Source organism: Brevibacillus sp. MCWH, assembly GCF_013096935.1.
GTDB lineage: Bacteria > Bacillota > Bacilli > Brevibacillales > Brevibacillaceae > Brevibacillus > Brevibacillus aydinogluensis.
This window is the reverse complement of sequence record NZ_SDLF01000003.1, coordinates 193695-214764: the sequence shown is the minus strand read 5'-3', so window position 1 is coordinate 214764 and position 21070 is coordinate 193695. Positions and strand designations below refer to the sequence as shown.

At 58.1% G+C, this 21070-nt stretch carries 17 protein-coding genes; all 17 read right to left on the bottom strand.

The annotated features are described in order from the left end of the window. Positions 1–36: 36 nt before the first annotated feature. Entirely contained in the window at positions 37–1005 is a 969-nt protein-coding gene (locus ETC00_RS04130; protein WP_171564686.1) for a polysaccharide deacetylase family protein, read from the bottom strand. Positions 1006–1211: 206 nt separating this feature from the next. After that, positions 1212–3347 (bottom strand): polyribonucleotide nucleotidyltransferase, encoded by a 2136-nt coding sequence (gene pnp, locus ETC00_RS04125; protein ID WP_171564685.1) that lies wholly within the window; start codon positions 3345–3347, stop codon positions 1212–1214. A gap of 256 nt (positions 3348–3603) precedes the next feature. Beyond that, the gene (rpsO, locus tag ETC00_RS04120) at positions 3604–3873 is read right to left on the bottom strand and encodes a 30S ribosomal protein S15 (protein ID WP_171564749.1); all 270 of its coding nucleotides are present in this window, start codon (positions 3871–3873) and stop codon (positions 3604–3606) included. A 133-nt stretch (positions 3874–4006) separates the two neighbouring features. Continuing rightward, complete coding sequence (locus tag ETC00_RS04115) at positions 4007–4948, bottom strand: bifunctional riboflavin kinase/FAD synthetase (RefSeq protein ID WP_171564684.1); 942 nt, start codon at positions 4946–4948, stop codon at positions 4007–4009. A gap of 2 nt (positions 4949–4950) precedes the next feature. Then, positions 4951–5880 carry a tRNA pseudouridine(55) synthase TruB gene (gene truB, locus ETC00_RS04110; protein ID WP_171564683.1) on the bottom strand — a complete coding sequence of 310 codons (930 nt, stop codon included), beginning with the start codon at positions 5878–5880 and terminating at the stop codon, positions 4951–4953. Beyond that, on the bottom strand, positions 5873–6868 hold the full coding sequence (locus ETC00_RS04105; protein WP_171564682.1) for a DHH family phosphoesterase: 996 nt from the start codon (positions 6866–6868) through the stop codon (positions 5873–5875). Before ETC00_RS04105 ends, truB begins: the two co-directional genes overlap by 8 nt. After that, positions 6861–7232, bottom strand: coding sequence for a 30S ribosome-binding factor RbfA (rbfA, locus tag ETC00_RS04100; protein ID WP_171564681.1), 372 nt, complete (start codon positions 7230–7232; stop codon positions 6861–6863). The genes ETC00_RS04105 and rbfA overlap by 8 nt, the downstream gene beginning before the upstream one ends. Before the next feature lie 20 nt (positions 7233–7252). Beyond that, positions 7253–7534 carry a DUF503 domain-containing protein gene (locus ETC00_RS04095; RefSeq protein WP_171564680.1) on the bottom strand — a complete coding sequence of 94 codons (282 nt, stop codon included), beginning with the start codon at positions 7532–7534 and terminating at the stop codon, positions 7253–7255. After that, complete coding sequence (gene infB / locus ETC00_RS04090) at positions 7534–9966, bottom strand: translation initiation factor IF-2 (protein ID WP_171564679.1); 2433 nt, start codon at positions 9964–9966, stop codon at positions 7534–7536. The genes ETC00_RS04095 and infB overlap by 1 nt, the downstream gene beginning before the upstream one ends. A gap of 21 nt (positions 9967–9987) precedes the next feature. Further along, positions 9988–10287, bottom strand: a complete 300-nt coding sequence (locus tag ETC00_RS04085; RefSeq protein ID WP_171564678.1) for a YlxQ family RNA-binding protein — start codon at positions 10285–10287, stop codon at positions 9988–9990. After that, on the bottom strand, positions 10284–10574 hold the full coding sequence (gene rnpM, locus ETC00_RS04080) for an RNase P modulator RnpM (RefSeq protein ID WP_171564677.1): 291 nt from the start codon (positions 10572–10574) through the stop codon (positions 10284–10286). Before rnpM ends, ETC00_RS04085 begins: the two co-directional genes overlap by 4 nt. A 2-nt stretch (positions 10575–10576) precedes the next feature. Beyond that, the gene (gene nusA, locus ETC00_RS04075) at positions 10577–11662 is read right to left on the bottom strand and encodes a transcription termination factor NusA (protein ID WP_171564676.1); all 1086 of its coding nucleotides are present in this window, start codon (positions 11660–11662) and stop codon (positions 10577–10579) included. Between the two features lie 42 nt (positions 11663–11704). After that, positions 11705–12163, bottom strand: a complete 459-nt coding sequence (gene rimP / locus ETC00_RS04070) for a ribosome maturation factor RimP (protein ID WP_171564675.1) — start codon at positions 12161–12163, stop codon at positions 11705–11707. A 186-nt stretch (positions 12164–12349) separates the two neighbouring features. Further along, on the bottom strand, positions 12350–16660 hold the full coding sequence (locus tag ETC00_RS04065) for a PolC-type DNA polymerase III (protein WP_171564674.1): 4311 nt from the start codon (positions 16658–16660) through the stop codon (positions 12350–12352). 123 nt (positions 16661–16783) lie between these two features. Beyond that, positions 16784–18514 carry a proline--tRNA ligase gene (locus tag ETC00_RS04060; protein ID WP_249178982.1) on the bottom strand — a complete coding sequence of 577 codons (1731 nt, stop codon included), beginning with the start codon at positions 18512–18514 and terminating at the stop codon, positions 16784–16786. A gap of 176 nt (positions 18515–18690) precedes the next feature. Then, positions 18691–19773 (bottom strand): flavodoxin-dependent (E)-4-hydroxy-3-methylbut-2-enyl-diphosphate synthase, encoded by a 1083-nt coding sequence (ispG, locus tag ETC00_RS04055; RefSeq protein WP_171564672.1) that lies wholly within the window; start codon positions 19771–19773, stop codon positions 18691–18693. A 37-nt stretch (positions 19774–19810) separates the two neighbouring features. After that, positions 19811–21070 carry an RIP metalloprotease RseP gene (gene rseP / locus ETC00_RS04050; protein ID WP_171564671.1) on the bottom strand — a complete coding sequence of 420 codons (1260 nt, stop codon included), beginning with the start codon at positions 21068–21070 and terminating at the stop codon, positions 19811–19813.

The following is a 21070-nucleotide window of genomic DNA, read 5'->3' as shown; positions in this document are numbered from 1 at the left end:
TGACTCCACAATAAATGATCCCATTGTCTTGCACTTTCAGGGCAGGCGCCGGTTGGAAATCACTTCAGAAACGGTGGTGGGGACCAATCCCTTTTGCCTCGCCATCCTGATCAACGTATCCAGCCCTGCTGCCGTGGGTGCGGTCGGGTGCATCAGAACCAGTACTCCGTTGCCCATTTTGGGCTCGATCCGCCGAATCAGCACGTCTACCGACGGCTTTTGCCAGTCAACCGTGTCCGCTGTCCAGAGGATGGTCGTCATCTGGAAGTCGTGGCGGGCGATGTCGACGACCGCTTGATTGAACGCACCGGAGGGAGGGGCAAACAGCACAGGTGTTACCCCTAGTGTATGGCGGATCACCTCCTGTGTGCGGCCGATTTCCTGGCGAATGCGCTCACGGCCCAACCGGCTCATGTCGGGGTGGGAGTATGCGTGGTTGCCGATCTCGTGACCCCGGGCAGCAATCTTTTTCGCCCATTCCGGGAAGCGTTTGACCCACGACCCGTCCAGGAAAAACGTGGTCTTCACCCCGTGTTTGTCCAGCGTGTCCAGGATGGTATCGAGATACTCGTTGCCCCAGGCAACATTGATCATAAACGAAATGGCCGGCTTTTTTTCGTTCCCCCGGTAAACGGGGTGCGCACCCAATTGTTCCAGCGTGACCGCCGGAGGGACCTCCTTGTACACCAGCGACTCCGGGCCTGGCGTGCGGGACCGCTTCATGTTGGCCAGGGATGCCTCGACGTCTACGACGCGTCCGTTGTAACCGGGAATCGCTTTCCAGATGGGGTCGATCCGGGCATTGATCGGTGCCTCTTCCCGTCCCTGTTTCCACTGATCGATCAGGGCGCGCAGCCGTTCATCCCCTTCCAGGGAAAGCGCTGCCTGCACGGTCTGGCGCTTGACCGTGTCAACGTACTGATCGATCGGACCGTTGCTGAGAACAAAGAACAGGAGGACCGCACCCCCTCCCATAAACCACAAGCGTTTTGCCTTTTGACCCATGAGGGTTGCCCCCTTCCTTCTCTGCCGTACAACCTTTCTTTGTCCAGTGTATGTATGGAGAAAAACGGTTAGACGAAAAAAGAACATCCCTGTCAAAACAGAGATGTCCGTGTGCAGACGACGTGGTTGGCAAAACGCAAAACGCAAAAAGAAAAAGCTTCCGTACGCGAAGATACCTTCGAGTGACGAAGCCTTTTGCTTGTAAGTTATTCTGCTTTAGCAGCCGCACGCTGTGCCGCCTGTTCCTTCAGCACGGCCTTGCGGGACAGGTTGATCCGGCCCTGGTCGTCAATTTCCGTAACCTTGACGAGCACTTTGTCGCCGATGGAAACGACATCTTCGGTCTTGGCGACCCGTTCTTCCGCCAGTTGGGAAATGTGGCAGAGACCTTCCTTGCCGGCAAACAGTTCGATGAACGCCCCGTATTTTTCCACGCGCTTCACGGTGCCCAGATAGGTCTGGCCAACGGTTACCTCGCGAACCAGGTCTTCGATGATCTGTTTCGCACGCAGGTTGGCTTCCTGATCGACCGAGGCGATGTAGATGCGACCATCTTGTTCGATGTCGATTTTGACGCCCGTTTCGTCGATGATCTTGTTGATGACGCGTCCTTGGGGACCGATCACTTCGCGGATCTTGTCCGGATTGATCTGCATCGTGATAATCTTCGGCGCGTATGGAGAAAGCTGCGGCCGCGGTGCGGAGATCGTTTCCATCATGTGCTTGAGAATCACGAGCCGTCCTTCGCGAGCCTGTTCCAGCGCCTGCTGCAGAATCTCCCGGTTGATGCCGGAAATCTTGATGTCCATCTGAATGGCGGTAACCCCTTTTTCCGTACCGGCCACCTTGAAGTCCATGTCGCCGAGATGGTCTTCCATGCCCTGGATGTCAGTCAGGATGGAGAAGGTCTTGCCGTCGTTGCCCATGATCAGCCCCATCGCGATACCGGCAACCGGCGCCTTGATCGGCACGCCTGCATCCATCAGAGCCAACACGCTGGCGCAAATCGACGCCTGGGAGGTGGAACCGTTGGATTCGATCACCTCGGAAACAAGCCGGATGGTATACGGGAACTCGCTCTCAGACGGGATGATCGGTTCGATCGCCCGCTCGCCCAGCGCTCCGTGCCCGATCTCGCGGCGTCCCGGTGCCCGCAACGGACGTGCTTCCCCTACACTGTACGGCGGGAAATTGTAGTGGTGCATGAAGCGTTTGGACTCTTCCAGACCCAATCCGTCCAGGATCTGCACATCCCCCAGCGCACCGAGCGTACATACGCTGAGCGCTTGCGTTTGGCCCCGTGTGAACAGCCCGGAACCGTGCGTGCGAGGCAACAGGCCCACTTCGCTGGAAAGCGGACGAATTTCGTTGAGGGCCCGTCCATCCGGCCGGATTTTCTCCTCGGTGATCAGGCGGCGCACTTCTTCCTTGACGATGTTGTGCAGCACCTCGTTGATCATCGCTTCCTGTTCCGGATACGTCTCCGGATTGAGCTCGGCAAAGTGCTGACGCGTTTCTTCCTTGATTGCGTCAATTGCGTCGTAGCGCGCCTGCTTCTCCTCGATGCGGATCGCTTCCTTCAACCGGGCTTCGGCATAGCTGCGGACAGCCTGGTCAATCTCCGGGTCCACTTCATGCAGCACGACTTCCATTTTTTCCTTGCCGATCTCGGCGACGATCTGATCCTGGAATGCGACCAGTTCCTTGATGACCTCGTGACCGGTCATGATCGCTTCCAGCATCACTTCTTCCGGCACCTGGTCGGCTCCCGCTTCCACCATGTTGATGGCGTCGCGCGTACCGGCCACGACCAGATGAATGTCGCTCTTTTCCATCTGTTCGACGGTCGGGTTGATCACGAACTGGCCGTCTACGCGCCCGACGATCACGCCGGCAATGGGGCCGTTAAACGGAATTTCCGATACGCACAGCGCAGCCGACGTACCGATCATCGCAGCGATCTCCGGCGAGCAGTCCTGGTCAACGGACAGCACCGTGTTTACCACCTGGACTTCGTTGCGGAACCCCTCGAGGAACAGCGGACGAATCGGACGGTCAATCAGGCGGCTGGCCAAAATCGCCTTTTCGCTGGGACGTCCCTCCCGTTTGATAAACCCTCCGGGAATTTTCCCGACTGCGTACAGGCGCTCCTCGTAGTTGACGGTCAGCGGGAAAAAGTCAATCGGCTTTGCTTCCTTGGATACCGTCACAGCGGATAGAATCGCCGTATCGCCGTACCGAACCAAAACCGAACCTTGTGCCTGCTTGGCCATCTTGCCGAATTCCAGCGTCAGTTTGCGGCCTGCCAGGTCAAAGTCGTATGTACGGTATTGTTGCTCCATGTTGCTAGCAGTCCTCCTTCACGACGTAGTGACACGTATACAATCTTTTTCTACCTATATGTATTATTTCCTGCCTGTTTGAAAATTAAATGGCACCCTGTGCCAGTTGCACGGGAAGAATGGAGTTTCGCCAGCGGTCGCCGGGCGCAGGATCGCCGAGAAGCGACTGGTCTGCAGCTCGTAACGTCACCCCGCTGGCGGAAAGAGGCGCAGACAGCAGAAAAAGCGGGATGAACCCGCTTTCCAACTGATGTCATTAGCGACGCAGACCGAGACGGTCAATCAGTACGCGATAGCGCTGAATGTCCGTTTCTTTCAGGTAGTTCAACAGATTGCGGCGCTGACCAACCATCTTCAGCAGACCACGACGGCTGTGGTGGTCTTTCTTGTGAACGCGCAGATGTTCGTTCAGGTTGTTGATGTTTTCGGTCAGGATAGCGATCTGAACTTCCGGAGAACCAGTGTCGTTCTCATGCGTGCGGAACTCTTGAATCAGTTGAGCTTTGCGTTCTTGAGACAGTGCCATCATGACTCACCTCCCTCTTGTCTATCCCCGTCAGCCGAGTCTGCCGCCGGTGAGTGTCGGACAGCCAAGCTGCGGTTATCTGTACAACGTTTTGAATTATAGCATACCGCTCATGGAAAAGCAATGAAAAGATTTACACGTTCGCCTCGGCAAACTTCCGCTTGGCGTACTCCACATCTTCCCGAATTTGTGCGATCAGCGCGTCCACACCGGAGAATTTTTGCTCGTCGCGGATGAAGAACAGAAATTCCACTTCCACTTCTTTTCCGTACAGGTCTCCCTGGAAGTCAAAAATGTGCACTTCCAGCGACTTTTCCTTCTTCTCCAGCTCAAACGTCGGCTTGATGCCCACGTTCATCACGCCCCGGTAGCTTTGCCCGTCCACGTTGAAACGGACGCCGTACACCCCGTTTTTCCCGATCAGATACGGGCGTGATAGGCGCACGTTGGCTGTGGGGAAGCCGATCGTGCGGCCGCGCTTGTCGCCGTGGACGACCACGCCCCTGATCTTGTACGGCCGTCCGAGCAGCAGACGGGTCTGCTCCACGTTGCCATGGTGCAGATACTCACGGATGATCGTGCTGCTCACTTTTTCGCCCAACCGGTTGACCGGTCCGACGATGTCGATGCCGTACCGTCCCTCGCTTGATGCCAGCAGCGTCTGTGCAGTACCCATGCCGCGGTAGCCAAACGTGTAGTCAAACCCGACGACCACATGGCGGCAGTTGAGCGGCAGCAGGCACTCGGCGATGAAGTCCTCCGGGTAGACGGCCGCGAAGGCGATGTCAAAACGCATCACGTAGGTCAGATCTACGCCCATCTTTTCCAGTTGTTCCAGCTTATCCGCCAGCGGGGTGAGATACTGGCTGTACCCGGTCTGCCCCAGCACCTCGCGCGGATGGGGATCGAAGGTCATGATCGCGCTTTTCCATCCGTTCATCTTGGCCGTGTCGATCGCTTTCTGAATCACGCGCCGATGGCCGATATGTACGCCGTCAAAATACCCCAGGGCAATGGCGCAGGGGTCCGGCTGCAAATCCCGCGGCAGTGGATACGTCAAGGATATCGTTTTCACGTTTACACCTCGGTGGGAAAGACTTTTTCAGCCTTGGCAAAAAGACCTTTGGGGCCGCGGCAGACGCGGTGAATGCCTAGCAGCTGTTCGCCTGCAAACAGGCAGATCAGGCTGCCCTCTTCCGCCTTCACGCCGGGAAGAGCGGTGGACAAACCGTTCAGCACCGCTTTTGTCCGCTCTGGCGGCACCTGATACCTCGGCAAGAACGAGACCGCTTGCGACAAGGGGACCAACCAGGGGGACAAATCCTCACCGCCCGCGCTTTTTTCTTCCAGCAGCTCCAGCGCCACGGCGTCCCTTTCTGAAAACGGGCCGCTTTTGACGCGCCTCAACTGCTTCATATGGGCAGGATACCCCAGAGCTCGTCCCAGGTCAACACACAAGGTGCGCACATACGTGCCTTTGGAACACGTGCAGGAAAAGTGCACGTCTACGCCGTCGCCGTCCGGCCGGATGTCGTGCAGGTCCAGTTCGTAGATCGTCACTTTGCGGGCGGGGCGCTCCACCACTTCGCCCTCTCTGGCCAATTGGTACAGCCGCTTGCCGTTTATCTTGACGGCAGAGTACATCGGCGGCACCTGCTCGATCTCGCCCAGAAACTGGCTGAACACGTCATTCAGCCGCTCTGTCGTGATCTCCGCAGAGTCGACCGGCACGTGTTCCACCCGTTCACCGGCCGCGTCCTCGGTCGTTGTGGAGGAACCGAGGCGCATCACCACATCGTATCGCTTCGGAAGGTCCTGCAGGTATTCCACCAAGCGGGTGGCATGCCCCAGACAGACAGGCAGCACACCGGTCACGTCCGGGTCCAGGGTGCCGGCATGCCCCACTTTTTTCGTGCGAAACAGGCGGCGGATACGCGCCACGCAATCGTGGGAGGTCATTCCGGCCGGCTTGTCCAGCACGACGACGCCATGCCACTTGTTACTCATCGGCGTTCACTCCCAACGCCTGCCCCAGGGCGTTCCACACCCGTTCCTGCGCCTCCGCCAGCGTTCCGCGAAGCGTGCAGCCTGCCGCTTTGGCGTGGCCGCCGCCCCCCAGCTGCTTGGCGATCTCCGACACGTCCACGCGGCTGCGGGCCCGCAGGCTCACCTTCACCGTCCCCGGCTCCGCTTCCACAAACGACACGCCTACTTCCACGCCTTCAATGTTGCGGCAGTAATTTACCAGTCCCCCGGCATCCTCCCGGTCGGCCCCTGCACTTTCCAAATCCTGGCGAGAAACAAAAACGGATGCCACCAGGTTGCCATGGGACATGCGCAGCGTCTGCAGCGCCTGCCTGAGCAGCTTGACATGGGACAGCGTGATGACTTCAAGACACCGCTCCGCCACGTCGCCCGGATTGACGCCGTACCGCAGCAAGCGGGCGGCGATCTCCATGTTGTACGGCGACGTGTTGGAGTAGCGGAAGCCGCCCGTGTCGGTCAAAAGTCCCGTGTAGATGCAGAGCGCAAAATCTTCGGTGATCGGCAGCCCGGCCGCCTCGTTCAGGTCATACAGAATCTCTGCCGTGGCCGCCGCATCGGTGCGAATGACGTTTACCGCACCAAAGGCGTCGTTGGTGGGATGGTGATCGATATTGAGCAGGGCGGCGTCGGGGGCAAACAGATGACGCACGTCCCCCATTCGCGACGCATCGGCGCAGTCGACCGCGATCACGGCGGAAAAGGTGTCGCCGGCCAAATCTTGCGAAAGATTGCAAATCCGCTCAAACCGGGGCAAAAATGAAAATTTGTCCGGCGCGCCGCTCTCATTGACGAGCACGTATGATTTTCCCAACTGTTCCAGCATTGCGGCCACAGCCAGTGTAGAACCGATCGCATCCCCGTCCGGGTTGACGTGGGAGAGAATCAGGAAGCGATCGTGTTCCCGCAGGAACCGGACCGCTTCCTCCAAGGCACGGCGATAATCAGTCATCCTGCTTGTCTCCTTTGGCACCTTCTGTGGAGATTTCACGGAGAATCGATTCAATCCGGTTCCCGTAATCGATCGACTCATCCAGTTTGAATACGAAATCGGGCACGTGGCGCAGCTTTACACGCCGGCCGATCTCCGTGCGCAGATAGCCCTTTGCCTTTTGCAGCCCGGCCAGGGACGCCTTGCGCTGTTCGTCGTCGCCGAAAATGCTGACGAACACCTTGGCCAACTGGAGATCGCTGGTCACTTCCACATCCGTTACCGTGACGAAGCCGATGCGCGGGTCCTTCAGGCCGCGCTGCAAGAGGACGCTCAGTTCTTTCTTGATCTCCTCGCCCACCCGGCTCATCCTCGTCTTGTTCATTTCTGTCACCTCCGCTGGCGTTAGTCGTAGTATTCCGTATCGGCGCGAATCAACTCCACGCCGGGATGGTTTTCCACCAGACGGACAGCCGCCTGGATTTGTTCCTGCAAAAACGACCATTCATTAGCAACGGCAGCGATACCCAGCACGGTACGCTGCCACTGCTCTTGACAGGCCAACTCCGCCGCGGAGACGTTGAAGCGGCTCCGCAGCTTGCCAAGTATGCTCTTGACGATGGCCCGTTTCTCCTTTAGATTGCGGCAGGCGGGCAGAAACAGTTCGATCCGCGCCCCCGCCAGCATTACTGCTTCACTTCCTCCATGATGAAGGCTTCGATCACGTCGCCGACCTTGATATCCTGGAAGCGCTCCAGGGTCAGGCCGCACTCGTAGCCGCTCATCACTTCGCGTACATCATCCTTGAACCGCTTGAGCGTATCCAGCTTGCCCTCGTAGATGACCACACCTTCGCGGATCACGCGGGCGCCAGCATCGCGGGTAATCTTGCCCTCGGTGACGTAGCAGCCGGCGATGTTGCCCACTTTGGAGACCTTGAAGATTTCGCGGATTTCCGCCTGGCCGATGATGGTCTCCTTGTAGACCGGGTCCAGCATTCCTTTCAGCGCCTGCTCGATCTCGTCGATGACGTTGTAGATGACGCGGTGCAGGCGAATGTCGATTTTCTCCTGTTCCGCCATGTTGCGGGCATTTGGCTCAGGACGCACGTTGAAGCCGATCACGATGGCGTTGGACGCGTTGGCCAGGGTGATGTCGGACTCCGTAATCGCCCCTACACCGGTGTGAATGATCTTGACGCGCGTGCCGTTCACATCGATCTTCTCGAGCGCGCCGCGGAGCGCTTCCACGGAGCCCTGCACATCCGCTTTCACGATCAGGTTGAGCTCTTTCACATCGCCCTCCTGAATGTGCTGGAACAGATCGTCCAGGGATACGCGCGTGTTGGCGCGCCGTTCCGATTCGCGCTGCTTGGCTGCGCGCGCTTCACCGATGGAGCGGGCCTTTTTCTCGTCTTCGAAGACCATGAACTGGTCGCCCGCCTGCGGAACGTCATTCAGACCGGTAATCTCCACTGGCGTGGACGGTCCTGCTTCCTTCAGACGGCGTCCCTTGTCGTTTACCATCGCACGGACGCGGCCATAGGCGGTGCCCACGACGATCGGGTCCCCGACTTTAAGCGTACCATGCTGCACCAGGACGGTTGCCACCGGTCCGCGCCCCTTGTCCAGTTCGGCCTCGACGACGGTACCGCGGGCGCGCTTGTTCGGATTTGCTTTCAACTCCTGCACCTCGGCAACGAGGAGGATGTACTCCAACAGCTCCTCGAGGCCGATGCGCTGTTTTGCGGAGATCGGGCAGAAAATGGTGTCGCCGCCCCACTCTTCAGCCACCAGTCCATACTCGGTCAGTTCCTGCTTGATGCGCTCGACGTTTGCCTCCGGCTTGTCGACTTTGTTCACGGCGACGATGATCGGCACGTTTGCTGCCTTGGCGTGGCTGATGGCTTCCACGGTTTGCGGCATGACACCGTCATCCGCTGCTACGACGAGAATGGTAATGTCGGTGATTTGCGCACCGCGGGCACGCATCGTGGTAAACGCCGCGTGGCCGGGGGTGTCCAGGAACGTAATTTTCTTCCCTTTGACTTCCACCTGGTACGCACCGATGTGCTGGGTGATGCCGCCTGCTTCACCCGCTACGACGTTGGTGGAGCGGATGGCGTCCAACAGGGTGGTCTTCCCGTGGTCGACGTGACCCATGATGGTGACAACCGGCGGACGTTCCACCAGATCGGCCGGGTTATCCACTTCTTCAATCGTCTCGAAGTTGGTTTCGTCGATGACGATCTTCTCTTCCACTTCGACGTTGTACTCGGAGCAGATCAACTCGATGGCATCGCGGTCGAGATCCTGGTTAATCGTCGCCATGATACCCAAATTAAACAACTTTTTGATGATTTCCGCCGGTTCCCTGCGCAGTTTTTTCGCCAGTTCTGCGACGGTAAGCGACTCGGTGAAGGTAATTTTGGACGGCGGATCCGGCAGCTGGCGCTGTTGCTGTTCGCGCCCCTGCTTGCGGTTCTCCTGACGTTTGTTGCCGCCTTTGAACGGCTGATTTTTCTTGCTGTCGTCGAATCCCTTCTTGCCGCCCGCACCTTTTTTGATTTTTTCCCGCTTTTCCAGGGAAACTTTGGGCGGGATTTTTACCTTGTCCTCAAAGTCGTCGCCTGCGCGCGGATCGTCATGTTCATTGACCGTTGGCTCATGTTGGGCAACCTGCTGCTTGCGATCAAATGGTTTCGCGGATTGGCTTTTCATATCGCTCGGTTTTCTCTCCTGATTCTTCCCCTGATTTTTTCCTTGTTGCGGACGCTGCTGGTCGGCACGCTGGCCGCCGCCCTGACGGCTTGCTCCGCGATCAGACGGGCGTTCGTTGCGACGCTGCTGCTGAGGCTTTTGCTTCCCTTTCGACTCCTCTGTCCGCTTCTTGTCGCCTTCCTGTTTGGGCTTCGCCTCCGCCTGACCGGCGGGCCGCTGTTGTTCCGGCTTGCCGCCGCTCCGCAGCTTGGCAAGGTGATCTTCAATTTTTTTGATCGTTGCTTCATCCATGATACTCATATGATTTGCCACTTCTATGTTCAGCCGCTTTAACAAATTGAGGATTTCCTTGCTGCTCATGTTATGCTGTTTGGCGTATTCATACACTCGAGTCTTCAAGTGATCTTCACCCCTTCTGAATTAGGTGAGCAGGCGCAGTATGCTGTCCGCCAGATTCCCGTCCGTAACCGCTACGGTGACACGCCCTTCCTTGCCGATGGCGTGCCCCAGCGCGTACCGGTCGCCTGCCGTTACGCACGGAACACCGTAATAGGCGCACTTGTCACGTACCTTCTTCGTCGTGTTGGCAGAAGCGTCGGCCGCGAGCAGCACCAGCTTGGCCTGACCGGTTCGCACTGCCTGAACGACCAGCTCCTCGCCGGATATCACCTTGCGTGCACGCATGGCCAACCCCAGCATTTGCGCTGCCTTGGGGATCATTGTCCCATCATCTCCAGCCATTTCTCACGGAACGCGTCGTATTTTTCCTGGGTGATGGACATGTTCAGTGCGCGTTCCAGCACTTTTTTCCACTTGCCCGAAGCAAACGTGTCCGGCTTCAGACAGCTTTCCTGACGGCACACGTACGCCCCGCGCCCGGCTGCCTTGCCAGTCGGATCGATGATAATCTCTTCGTCCGGGGTCCGCACGACGCGCACCAGTTTTTTTTTCGGAAACATTTCCTGACACACGATGCATTTCCGCAATGGAATTTTCTTTTGCTTCATGGCTATTCGAGGTCAGCCCCCTCATCGCCCGCTTTCGGGTAGGCGATGCCTTCCTGTTCAGCCTGTGTCTCGCTCTTGATGTCGATCTTCCAACCGGTCAGCTTGGCCGCGAGACGGGCGTTTTGACCGCGCTTGCCGATTGCCAGCGACAATTGATAATCCGGTACGATCACGCGGGTCACTTTCTCGGCAGCGTTCACTTCCACGTGCAGCACCTTGGCCGGGCTGAGCGCGTTGGCCACGTATTCCGCGGGATCTTCCGACCAGCGCACGATGTCGATCTTCTCGCCCTTCAGCTCGTTGACGATGGTCTGTACGCGCATCCCTTTAGGCCCCACACAGGCGCCTACCGGGTCGACGTCGGGGTTGATCGAATGGACGGCGATCTTGGAGCGGTCGCCGGCCTCACGTGCGACGGATTTGATCTCCACCACGCCGTCGTAGATTTCCGGCACTTCCAGTTCAAACAGCCGTTTCAACAGGCCGGGATGCGTGCGGGAGACGATGATCTGCGGTCCTTTGGTCGTCTTTTCAACTTTGATGATGTAGGCTTTCACCCGATCCTGGGGCTTGAAGTCGTCGGTCGGCATTTTCTCCGTGATCGGCATCACTGCCTCCGCCTTGCCCAGGTCAATGTAGTAGTTGCGGGCATCCATGCGCTGGACCACACCGGTGATGATGTCGTCCTCCCGCTCGATGAACTCGCTGTAGATGAGTCCGCGCTCTGCTTCGCGAATGCGCTGGGTCACCACCTGCTTCGCGGTCTGGGCGGCAATGCGGCCAAAGTCGCGGGGCGTCACTTCGATCTCGACGATGTCATCCAGCCGGAAGTTGGGATCAATCTCCTGCGCCGCTTCCAGAGAAATCTCCAGACGCGGATCGAGCACTTCCTCCACGACCGTTTTGCGGGCAAACACACGCACCTGGCCGGTGTGGCGATTCACGTCTACGCGAACGTTTTGCGCCGAATTGAAATTCCGTTTGTATCCGGAAATGAGGGCCGCTTCGATGGCCTCGATCAACACGTCTTTGGAAATTCCTTTCTCTCTCTCAATGGCTTCCAATGCCTCAATAAAATCGGCGTTCATGATTTTCGTTGCCTCCTCCTTTACGAACACACACCCGCGGGATTAGAAGACGATGGCCATCCGGGCCGCGTCGATTTGGTCCAGGGAAATGACGTAGGTTTTTTTCGCTTCTTTCACTGTCAGCTGTCCGTCCTCGAAGGATACCAGTTCCCCTTCGAACACGGTTGAGCCTTCCAGCGGCTCCTTGGTTACGATATGTACATGCCTGCCGACAGCCTTGCGAAAATCGCTTTCCTTGCGCAGCGGACGCTCTGCTCCCGGTGACGACACCTCCAGGAAGTACGCGGTAGGAATAGGGTCCACCTCGTCCAGACGCTGACTCAGCCGCTCGCTGACAAGGCCGCAGTCATCAATGTCGATGTTCCCGGTTTCATTGTCGATGAACACGCGCAGAAACCAGTTGCTGCCTTCTTTCTTGTACTCGATGTCAACCAGTTCCAGACCCAGTTCGTCGAGAATGGGCGTAACCAGTTCGGTGACAATGTCTGTTACCTTGCTCAAGCAAGTACCTCCTTGTCGTTGAAGCATGGGGTTCGGCCAGAAAGAAAGAGTGGGTTTCCCCACTCTCGCTCTGCGTGCGTATAACCAGTATTTCCAAAAAAATTATAGCATAACAGCCTGTCGTTGACAACCGTGTGTTACCCAAATCCCGACAGGCCCCTCCGGACCGCTCCTCGTCCGGAGTCGTCAGAACAGCGAGAGCTGATTGGATTCCGGCAGCCCTTTAAGGGCTCCCTGCTCCTCCAGATATTCCAGGATGCTTTTGGAAATCCGGGCGCGGGTCAAGAGGTCTTCCTTGGAGAGGAACTCTCCTTCCTCCCGTGCCTTGACGATGCTGATCGCCGCGTTGGTCCCCAGACCGGGCAGAGCGTTGAACGGCGCGATCAAACTGTTGCCGTCGATCAGGAATTTGGTCGCATCGGAACGGTAGAGGTCGACGTTGGCAAAGCGAAAACCCCGCTCCACCATCTCCAGCGCCATCTCCAGTACGGTCAACAGCGCCTTCTCCTTGGGCTGCGCCTCGTGTCCCTTTTCTTCGATTTCCTCGATTCTTTGCCGGATTGCCGACGAGCCCTTGACCATCAACGGAATGTCGAAGTCGTCCGCTCGCACCGTGAAGTATGTTGCGTAAAACTCAAGCGGGTAATGCACCTTGAAGTAGGCGATCCGCACCGCCATCATCACGTAGGCGGTAGCATGCGCCTTCGGGAACATGTACTTGATCTTCTGGCAGGACTCGATGTACCATTCCGGCACGTTGTTGCGGCGCATTTCTTCCTGGTCTTCTTCGGGAACGCCTTTTCCTTTGCGCACCGACTCCATGATCTTGAAGGCGCGGGACGGTTCCAGCCCCTTGTAAATCAGGTACACCATGATGTCGTCGCGGCACCCGATCACCTCGGACAGCTTGCACGTCCCGCTGCGGATCAAGTCCTGCGCGTTGTTCAGCCAGACGTCCGTACCGTGGGAAAGACCGGAGATCTGCACCAGCTCGGCAAACGTCGTCGGCTTGGTGTCCTCCAGCATCTGCCGCACGAATTTGGTACCAAACTCGGGAATGCCCAGCGTCCCCAGATTGGTGCGAATCTGCTCCGGCGTGACGCCCAGCGCCTCGGTCGAACTGAAGATCGACATCGTCGCCTTGTCGTCGAGCGGGATCGTCTTCGGATCGATGCCGGTCAAATCCTGCAGCATGCGGATTACGGTCGGGTCGTCGTGGCCGAGAATGTCCAGCTTCAACAGGTTGTCGTGGATGGAGTGGAAGTCAAAATGCGTGGTCCGCCACTCCGATTCGCTGTCGTCCGCCGGGTACTGGATCGGACAAAAATCCTCGATCTCCATGTAGTCGGGCACCACGATGATTCCGCCCGGGTGTTGGCCAGTCGTCCGCTTGACGCCGGTGCAGCCGTTTACCAGCCGGGCGATTTCCGCGTTTCGCAGCGTCAGGCCGCGCTCATCCGCGTATTTGCGCACGTAGCCGTAGGCGGTCTTTTCCGCAACCGTGCCGATCGTTCCCGCGCGGTAGACGTTGTCCACGCCGAACAGTTCCTGCGTATACTTGTGGGCGCGCGGCTGGTATTCGCCCGAGAAGTTCAGGTCGATATCAGGGACCTTGTCCCCTTTGAAGCCGAGGAACGTCTCGAACGGAATGTCCTGTCCGTCTTTGGCCAGCTTGTGTCCGCAGGCGGGACAATCCTTGTCCGGCAGGTCGAAACCGGAACCGATCGAGCCGTCCGTGATGAACTCGCTGTGCCTGCAGTTTGGACAGCGATAGTGCGGCGGCAGCGGATTGACCTCGGTGATCTCGGCCATCGTGGCCACGAAGGAAGACCCGACGGAACCGCGGGAACCGACGAGATAGCCATCCATCAGCGACTTGGTCACCAGCCGCTGGGAGATCAGGTAAATCACGCCGAATCCGTGTGTGATAATGCTGTTCAGCTCTTTTTCCAGGCGCTTTTCCACGATCTCCGGCAGCGGATCGCCGTACAGCTTCTTCGCCTTGTCGTAGCACATCTGGCGCAGCTCGTCATCTGCTCCCTCGATGATCGGCGTGTACAACCGGTCAGGGATCGGGCTGACGTCCTCGATCATATCGGCAATCGCGTTGGGGGCGGTCACCACCACTTCGCGCGCAGTCTCCTCGCCGAGGTGGGCAAACGCTTCCAGCATCTCGTCCGTGGTGCGCAGATAAAGCGGCGGCTGGTTGCCCGCATCAGGGGAGCCTTGCGACAGCAAAAACACGTCTCGGAAGATGTCGTCCTGCGGATTGAGAAAGTGGACGTCCCCCGTTGCCACCACCGGTTTGCCCAGTTCCTTTCCGATATCGACGATCAACTGGTGGTATCCCTTCATCGTCTCCAGTGAGGGAATCTCCTCATTGCGCAGCAGCGGCGCGTAGTGATCCAGCGGCTGCAGTTCGAGAAAATCGTAGAAGGCGGCTACTTCTTTCAGCTCGTCCCGCGTCTTCCCGCGCAGGATCGCCTGCATCAGCTCGCCCTCTTTGCAGGCCGTTCCGATCAAGAGCCCGTCGCGGTACTTGACGAGCTGGCTGCGCTGAATGCGAGGGACGCGGAAAAACGTCTCCACGTGGGAGCGGCTGACCAGTTTATACAGGTTTTTCAGCCCGGCCTTCGTTTTTACCAGCAGCGTGGCGTGGAACGGGCGGCCGCTCTTGTAGTCTGCCTCCGCATTGCTCCGCTCGTTCAGATCGGCCAGGGTTTTGATCTCCGCCTCCCGGATGTCTTTCAGCATGTACTGGAAGACGTGGGCCAGCGCCACGGTGTCATCCAGTGCGCGGTGGGCGTTGATCAGTTCCACGTTGAACTTTTTCGCCAGCGTGCCCAGGCGGTAGTTGCGCATGCCCTTGTAAAGCAGGCGGGCCAGCGGCAGCGTATCCAGGAAGGGGTTGTTCCACGGCTCCATCCCGATTCGCTTGGCGCAGGCATTAATGAACGCCTTGTCAAACTCCGCGTTGTGCGCCACGAGCACAGCGTCACCGGTAAACTCCTTGAACCGGCGCAGGACCACGTCCAGCGTCTCCTTGCCGCGCAGCATTTCGTTGGTGATCCCGGTAATTTCGGTCGTCTTGGGGCCAATCTCGATCTGGGGATCGATCAATTCCGTCCACTTGTCGACAATCTCCGTGCCGCGCATCTTCACCGCAGCGATTTCAATGATCGTGTGCTCCGCTGCGTTGAGACCGGTCGTCTCCGTGTCGAACACGACGTACTCGGTGTTTTCGTCGATCGGCAGGTTGTTCTCCTGAGTCAGGTTGTAGACGATGTCTACGCCGTCTTCCACCACGTACGCCTCCATGCCGAGGATGCACTTGATGTTGTTCTTTTTGGCGACGCTGTACGCTTCCGGGAACGCCTGAACGACGCCGTGGTCAGTGATGGCGATCGCTTTGTGCCCCCACTTGGCCGCCGTGCTGATGAGCGACTTGACGGAGGCGACGGCATCGAGCGCGCTCATCGGCGTATGACAGTGCAGTTCTACCCGCTTCTCCTCGGCTGTGTCTTTTCGCACGACCTGTTCGATTTGGTTGATGTCGTTTGCGACCATTACCAGTTCCCGCAGGAAGGTGTCATGCTGGACGCTGCCGCGCACTTTTACCCACAAACCGTCCTTTACGGCCTCCAGCATTTTGACGTCTTCCTTGTCGCGGGAAAAAATCTTGACCGTCAGCGAATCGGTGTAGTCGGTGATGTTGAACGTCAACAAATGGCGGCCGCTGCGCAGCTCCTTCAGTTCCGCGCCAAACACCGTGCCCTGGATGGTGACGCGCCGCTCTTCGTCCTGGATCTCGCGGATCGGTAGCGGCTCGTCCTTGATCTCGTAGCCGATCATCAGCGTGGTCACTGCCTCTGTCTTCTCACTTTCCTTATTCTCTTTCTCCTGCTGGACCGCGCTCATGACCTCTTCGATCAGCGCCCGCTCCTCTTCTTCCCGCTGCTCCATGAACGCCTTGTACGCCTCGTCGTTCTCTTCGGCCAAAAACGTAAAGCGCGGCACGCAGGCCGTCACTTTTTCAAAGGCGGCGGCCAGTTCGCTGTCCGCTTTCTTCCGCTTGGCCATCTCGACCGCCATCTCCGTCGGCAGGTACACGGTTACGCTCTGCGCCTCCACTTTCCGTTTCGCCTGGCGCAGCGTGACCGCCAAGGAGTTGATCTTTTGTTCCAGATTCTCCAGCAGCACGTCCCAGTACTGGCTGACGGCCTGCTCCACACTCGGCTGTTCGCGGTAGCGGAATCGGGCGTCCACTGTCGCCAAATGGGAAAAGCTCTGGATCAGACGGCGCATAAAGGCCTGATAGATCTCCGCCGGCAGCAACCGGGGCAGTGTAAAGGTAAACACCCACTCCTTGTTCTGCCGGTAGAGTTCCAATTTATCGATGTGCCCATCAAGAAAAAATCGCTCCACCCACTCTGCCGGCAGATCCAACTGTTTCACCAACAGCGAGAAGCGATGTTTTTGCTCTTCCAACCGATTCACGGTTCTCCACCTCAATCATGCCATCAGTACAAACCTGTCTGAAAAAAACAGGGGGTACTCCCACGGTTCAACGGGAGTACCCCGATTTGATTCGACAAAATCAGCCGAATCCCTGCTTTCTTTTTACGCGTGGACCAGTTCCGCCCCCGTCCGGTCGACGCGAGTCAGCAGATCTTTCACAAAGGTGACCAGTTCGTCGCGTTTTACCTCGTGCGTTTCACCAGTTCGGCGGACGCGGACTTCGACGACGCCCTCCTGCGCGGCCCGGTCGGAGATGGTGATGCGCAGCGGCAGGCCAATCAGGTCAGCGTCCTTGAACTTCACGCCGGCGCGCTCAGGCCGATCGTCGTACAGCACCTCGATGCCAGCCGCCATCAGCGCTTCGGTGATCTGTTCACTCGCACGCCGCTGCTCCTCCACTTTGGTGTTGACCGGAATGACGTGGACGTGGAACGGCGCCACGGACACGGGCCAAATGATGCCGTGTTCGTCGTTGTTTTGCTCAATCACGGCGGCCAGAGTACGGGAGATGCCGATGCCGTAGCAGCCCATGATCATCGGCTGGCTGCGCCCGTTCTCGTCGAGGAAGGTGGCGCCCATCGCCTGCGAGTACTTGGTGCCCAGTTTGAACACGTGGCCTACTTCCACCCCGCGGGCAAATTTGATGACACCGCCGCCGCGCGGGCAGACGTCTCCCTCCATGATGTTGCGCAGATCGGCGTAACGAGACACGGTAAAGTCCCGGCCCGGCTGCACATGGATGAGATGGTAGTCGGCTTCGTTGGCGCCCACGATTCCGTCGTAGACGTCCTGGACGAAGTTGTCGGCGACGATTTCCGTTTTTTCGTCAGCGAGACCGACCGGCCCGACAAAGCCTGCCGGTGCGCCGCTCACTGCCAGCACCTCCTCTGCGGACGCAAGGCGTACCTGCGTCGCGTCGAACAGGTTTTTCAGCTTGACTTCGTTCAACTCGTGGTCGCCGCGGACGAGCACCATCACCAGCTTGTCGTCGATCCGATAGATCAGGCTTTTGATGATCCGGCTGGCGTCCACGCCAAGCGTTTCCGTCAGTTGGTCAATGGTTTTTACACCAGGCGTGTGGATTTTCTCCATCGCAGGTGTTTCTCCGGCCGGTTTGGGGGAAGGCTTGTACACCACTTCCGCCTTTTCCAAATTGGCAGCGTAATCGCCCTCTTCCGAATAGGCAATCGTGTCTTCACCGATGTCGCACAGCGCCATGAATTCGTAGGTTCCTTTTCCGCCAATCGCTCCCGCGTCCGCTTCCACAGCGCGGAAGTTCAGGCCGACGCGAGTGAAAATGCGGGTATATGCATCAAACATCGCCTGGAAGTTTTTGTCCAGCCCTTCCGGCGTGGTGTCAAACGAGTAGGCGTCCTTCATAATGAACTCGCGGCTGCGGATCAGGCCGAAGCGCGGTCTGACCTCGTCGCGAAACTTCGTCTGAATCTGGTACAGGTTGATCGGCAGTTTTTTGTAGGAGTTGATTTCGTCCCGCACCAGGCTGGTAATCACTTCTTCATGCGTCGGACCAAGCGCAAACGAACGTTCGTGGCGGTCCTGCAGGCGCACCAGTTCGGGACCGTATACGTCCCATCGGCCCGTTTGATGCCACAATTCCGCCGGCTGCATCGCCGGCATCAGCAGTTCCTGGGCCCCGGCGCGGTTCATCTCTTCGCGCACAATGGTCTGGATTTTCTGCAGGCTGCGCAGCGCCAGCGGCAGGTAGGTGTAAATCCCGGATGCCAGCTGACGGGCCATGCCCGCCCGAAGCAGCAACTTGTGGCTGGCAATCTCCGCATCCGCAGGCACTTCCCGCAGGGTGGGAATCAACATCTGACTTTGCTTAAACACACGCTTGTCCTCCTTCATGCATCGCACAACTGCGTCGTCAAACTTTTTTCGCAAAGCAAACCCACGTGCCTGGGGAGCCTCGCAGCGGGTGTTTCCTCCGCCCGCTCGCAAGGGGCCGCCGCTATGCACGTGGGTTTGTCACCGGTTAGAACGTGTTCTTATCCAACCGTGGCAGATTTCCGCTCTTCCACCAATTCGTGAATTTCTTTCATCAGCTCTTCGAACAGTTCCGTTTCCTTCACTTTCCGCACAATCTCCCCGTTGCGGAAAATCAGTCCTTCGCCATTGCCCCCGGCGACGCCCACATCCGCTTCGCGGGCCTCGCCGGGACCGTTGACGGCACAACCCATGACGGCAATTTTCAGCGGTACCTTCAGCGTGGAAACGGCATCCTCCACCCTGGTGGCCAACCCGATCAGGTCAATCGCACAGCGTCCACACGACGGGCAGGCAATCACCACCGGGTCGTTGTTGACGATGTCCAGGCTGCGGAGAATCTGTTTCGCCACCTTGATCTCCTCGACCGGGTCAGCCGTCAACGAGACCCGAATCGTATCCCCGATGCCCATCGACAGCACAGTGCCGATGCCGACCGCCGACTTGATGCTGCCAGAAAACTGCGTCCCTGCTTCGGTAACGCCGACGTGAAGCGGATAGTTGCGCTTCTCCGCCATCAGCGAATAGGTCTGAATCATCGTCGGCACGTCAGACGACTTCAGGGAGATGACGATGTTGTCGTAGTTCAGGTCTTCCAGAATGTGGACGTGGTCCATGGCGCTCTCCACAATCGCTTCCGGTGACGGATACCCGTACTTTTCCAACAGCCGTTTTTCCACGGAACCGGAGTTGACGCCGATGCGAATCGGAACGTTGCGCTCCCGACACGCCTCGACGACCGCTTTCGTTTTTTCCTTGGAGCCGATGTTACCGGGGTTGATGCGAATCTTGTCGATGCCGCTTTCCAAGGCGATCAGCGCCAGACGGTAATCAAAATGGATGTCGGCGACGAGCGGAAGCGGGGAGCGTTCCTTGATTGCCTTGATGGCGCGCGCCGCGTCTTCGTTGATCACCGCCAGGCGGACGACTTGGCAGCCGGCTTCATACAGCCGCTGGATTTGTGCCAGCGTGGCTTCCACGTCGCGGGTGTCCGCCGTCGTCATCGACTGGATCACGACGCTTTTTTGTCCGCCGATCTGTACGCCTCCAACATATACCGGTTTCGTCTCCTCGCGCTTGTACATAGAGCACCATCCTTTTGTTTGTGTCGGTGATTACACGTCACTGCAAAAACAAGCGTTGCAAATCGTTCCAGGTCACGACCAGGATCAACAGCATCAGGAAAGCAAAGCCGAGAAAATGCACCATGCCTTCCTTGTGCGGATCGACCGGCCGGCCGCGCAAAGCTTCCACCAGCAAAAACGCCAGCCGTCCTCCGTCCAGTGCCGGCAGCGGCAAGAGGTTAAACAAGCCCAGATTGATGGACAGCACCGCTGCCCACTTCAGCAGGACCGCCAATCCCTGCTGGGCAAATTCGCCCGTCATCTTGAAGATTCCCACCGGTCCGCTCAGGTCGTTCAACCCGACGGCGCCGGTAAACAGCATCCCCAAGCTTTTCAGAATCATCGCGGTAAACTCGTACGTGGAGACGGCTCCGTACTTCAGCACCTCGCCAGGCGCGTACGTCAGCGTCTGCGTCACCATGATCTTGCCGACGTTGTTGTCGTTGTAGATGCGGACTTTTACGCTTTTGCGCTGTCCGTTCCGCTCGATGTCAAACAGCAGTTCCTTGTCGGGGGACTGGCTGACGATCTGCACGATTTCCTTCCATGTAGATACCGGCTGCCCCTGAATGGCGATCACCCGGTCTCCCTGCATCAGGCCCGCCTGTGCTGCGGGGCCGCCTGGCCTTACTTCGCCCAGGTACGGCACGTTGCTGGGGACCCCGTAGGACAGTCCGATCGCCACAAACAGGACAAAGGCAAGCAAAAAGTTGGCCGCCGGACCGGCAAAGATAGCCAGGAAGCGCTCAGAGACCGTCTTCCCCCTGAACTGCCGGTTGTAGGGCGCAATCTGCACCTCCTGCCCGTCCTTGACCAAGTGAGCCTGCGGGTGTACGGAGAACGTCTGCTCCTCCCCGTCCACGTTCAAGGTGAGCGTCAGTTGGTGTTCCAAATCATAGCGGACGATCGTCCCGTTCACGCTGCCGCTGTCCGTTTTGTCCAGCAGAATGCGCGTCACTTTTCCCACTGCATCCCGTTCCACGCTCACTTCCATGTGCGGCTTGAGGATATCCAGCTCCGGATCTTCACCGGCCATGCGCACCATTCCCCCGATTGGCAGCAAGCGCAGTGTGTATTCCGTTTCTCCCCGTTTTATGCTGAAGATTTTCGGCCCCATGCCAAGCGCAAACTCCCGGCAGAGAATGCCGGCCCGTTTGGCCAGCAGGAAATGGCCCAATTCATGCACAAACACGAGTACGCCAAACACGATGATGATCGCGAGAATCGATTCGATCGAATCCAGATTGGGAAAAGGCAA

Excerpts from the sequence above, each read along its gene's own strand:
- ETC00_RS04130 (WP_171564686.1), bottom strand. The coding sequence starts at position 1,005 with ATGGGTCAAAAGGCAAAACGCTTGTGGTTTATGGGAGGGGGTGCGGTC.
- pnp (WP_171564685.1), bottom strand. The coding sequence starts at position 3,347 with ATGGAGCAACAATACCGTACATACGACTTTGACCTGGCAGGCCGCAAA.
- rpsO (WP_171564749.1), bottom strand. The coding sequence starts at position 3,873 with ATGGCACTGTCTCAAGAACGCAAAGCTCAACTGATTCAAGAGTTCCGC.
- truB (WP_171564683.1), bottom strand. The coding sequence starts at position 5,880 with ATGAGTAACAAGTGGCATGGCGTCGTCGTGCTGGACAAGCCGGCCGGA.
- ETC00_RS04105 (WP_171564682.1), bottom strand. The coding sequence starts at position 6,868 with ATGACTGATTATCGCCGTGCCTTGGAGGAAGCGGTCCGGTTCCTGCGG.
- rbfA (WP_171564681.1), bottom strand. The coding sequence starts at position 7,232 with ATGAACAAGACGAGGATGAGCCGGGTGGGCGAGGAGATCAAGAAAGAA.
- ETC00_RS04095 (WP_171564680.1), bottom strand. The coding sequence starts at position 7,534 with ATGCTGGCGGGGGCGCGGATCGAACTGTTTCTGCCCGCCTGCCGCAAT.
- ETC00_RS04085 (WP_171564678.1), bottom strand. The coding sequence starts at position 10,287 with ATGATCCCCAAGGCAGCGCAAATGCTGGGGTTGGCCATGCGTGCACGC.
- rnpM (WP_171564677.1), bottom strand. The coding sequence starts at position 10,574 with ATGAAGCAAAAGAAAATTCCATTGCGGAAATGCATCGTGTGTCAGGAA.
- nusA (WP_171564676.1), bottom strand. The coding sequence starts at position 11,662 with ATGAACGCCGATTTTATTGAGGCATTGGAAGCCATTGAGAGAGAGAAA.
- ETC00_RS04060 (WP_249178982.1), bottom strand. The coding sequence starts at position 18,514 with ATGTTGATTCCCACCCTGCGGGAAGTGCCTGCGGATGCGGAGATTGCC.
- ispG (WP_171564672.1), bottom strand. The coding sequence starts at position 19,773 with ATGTACAAGCGCGAGGAGACGAAACCGGTATATGTTGGAGGCGTACAG.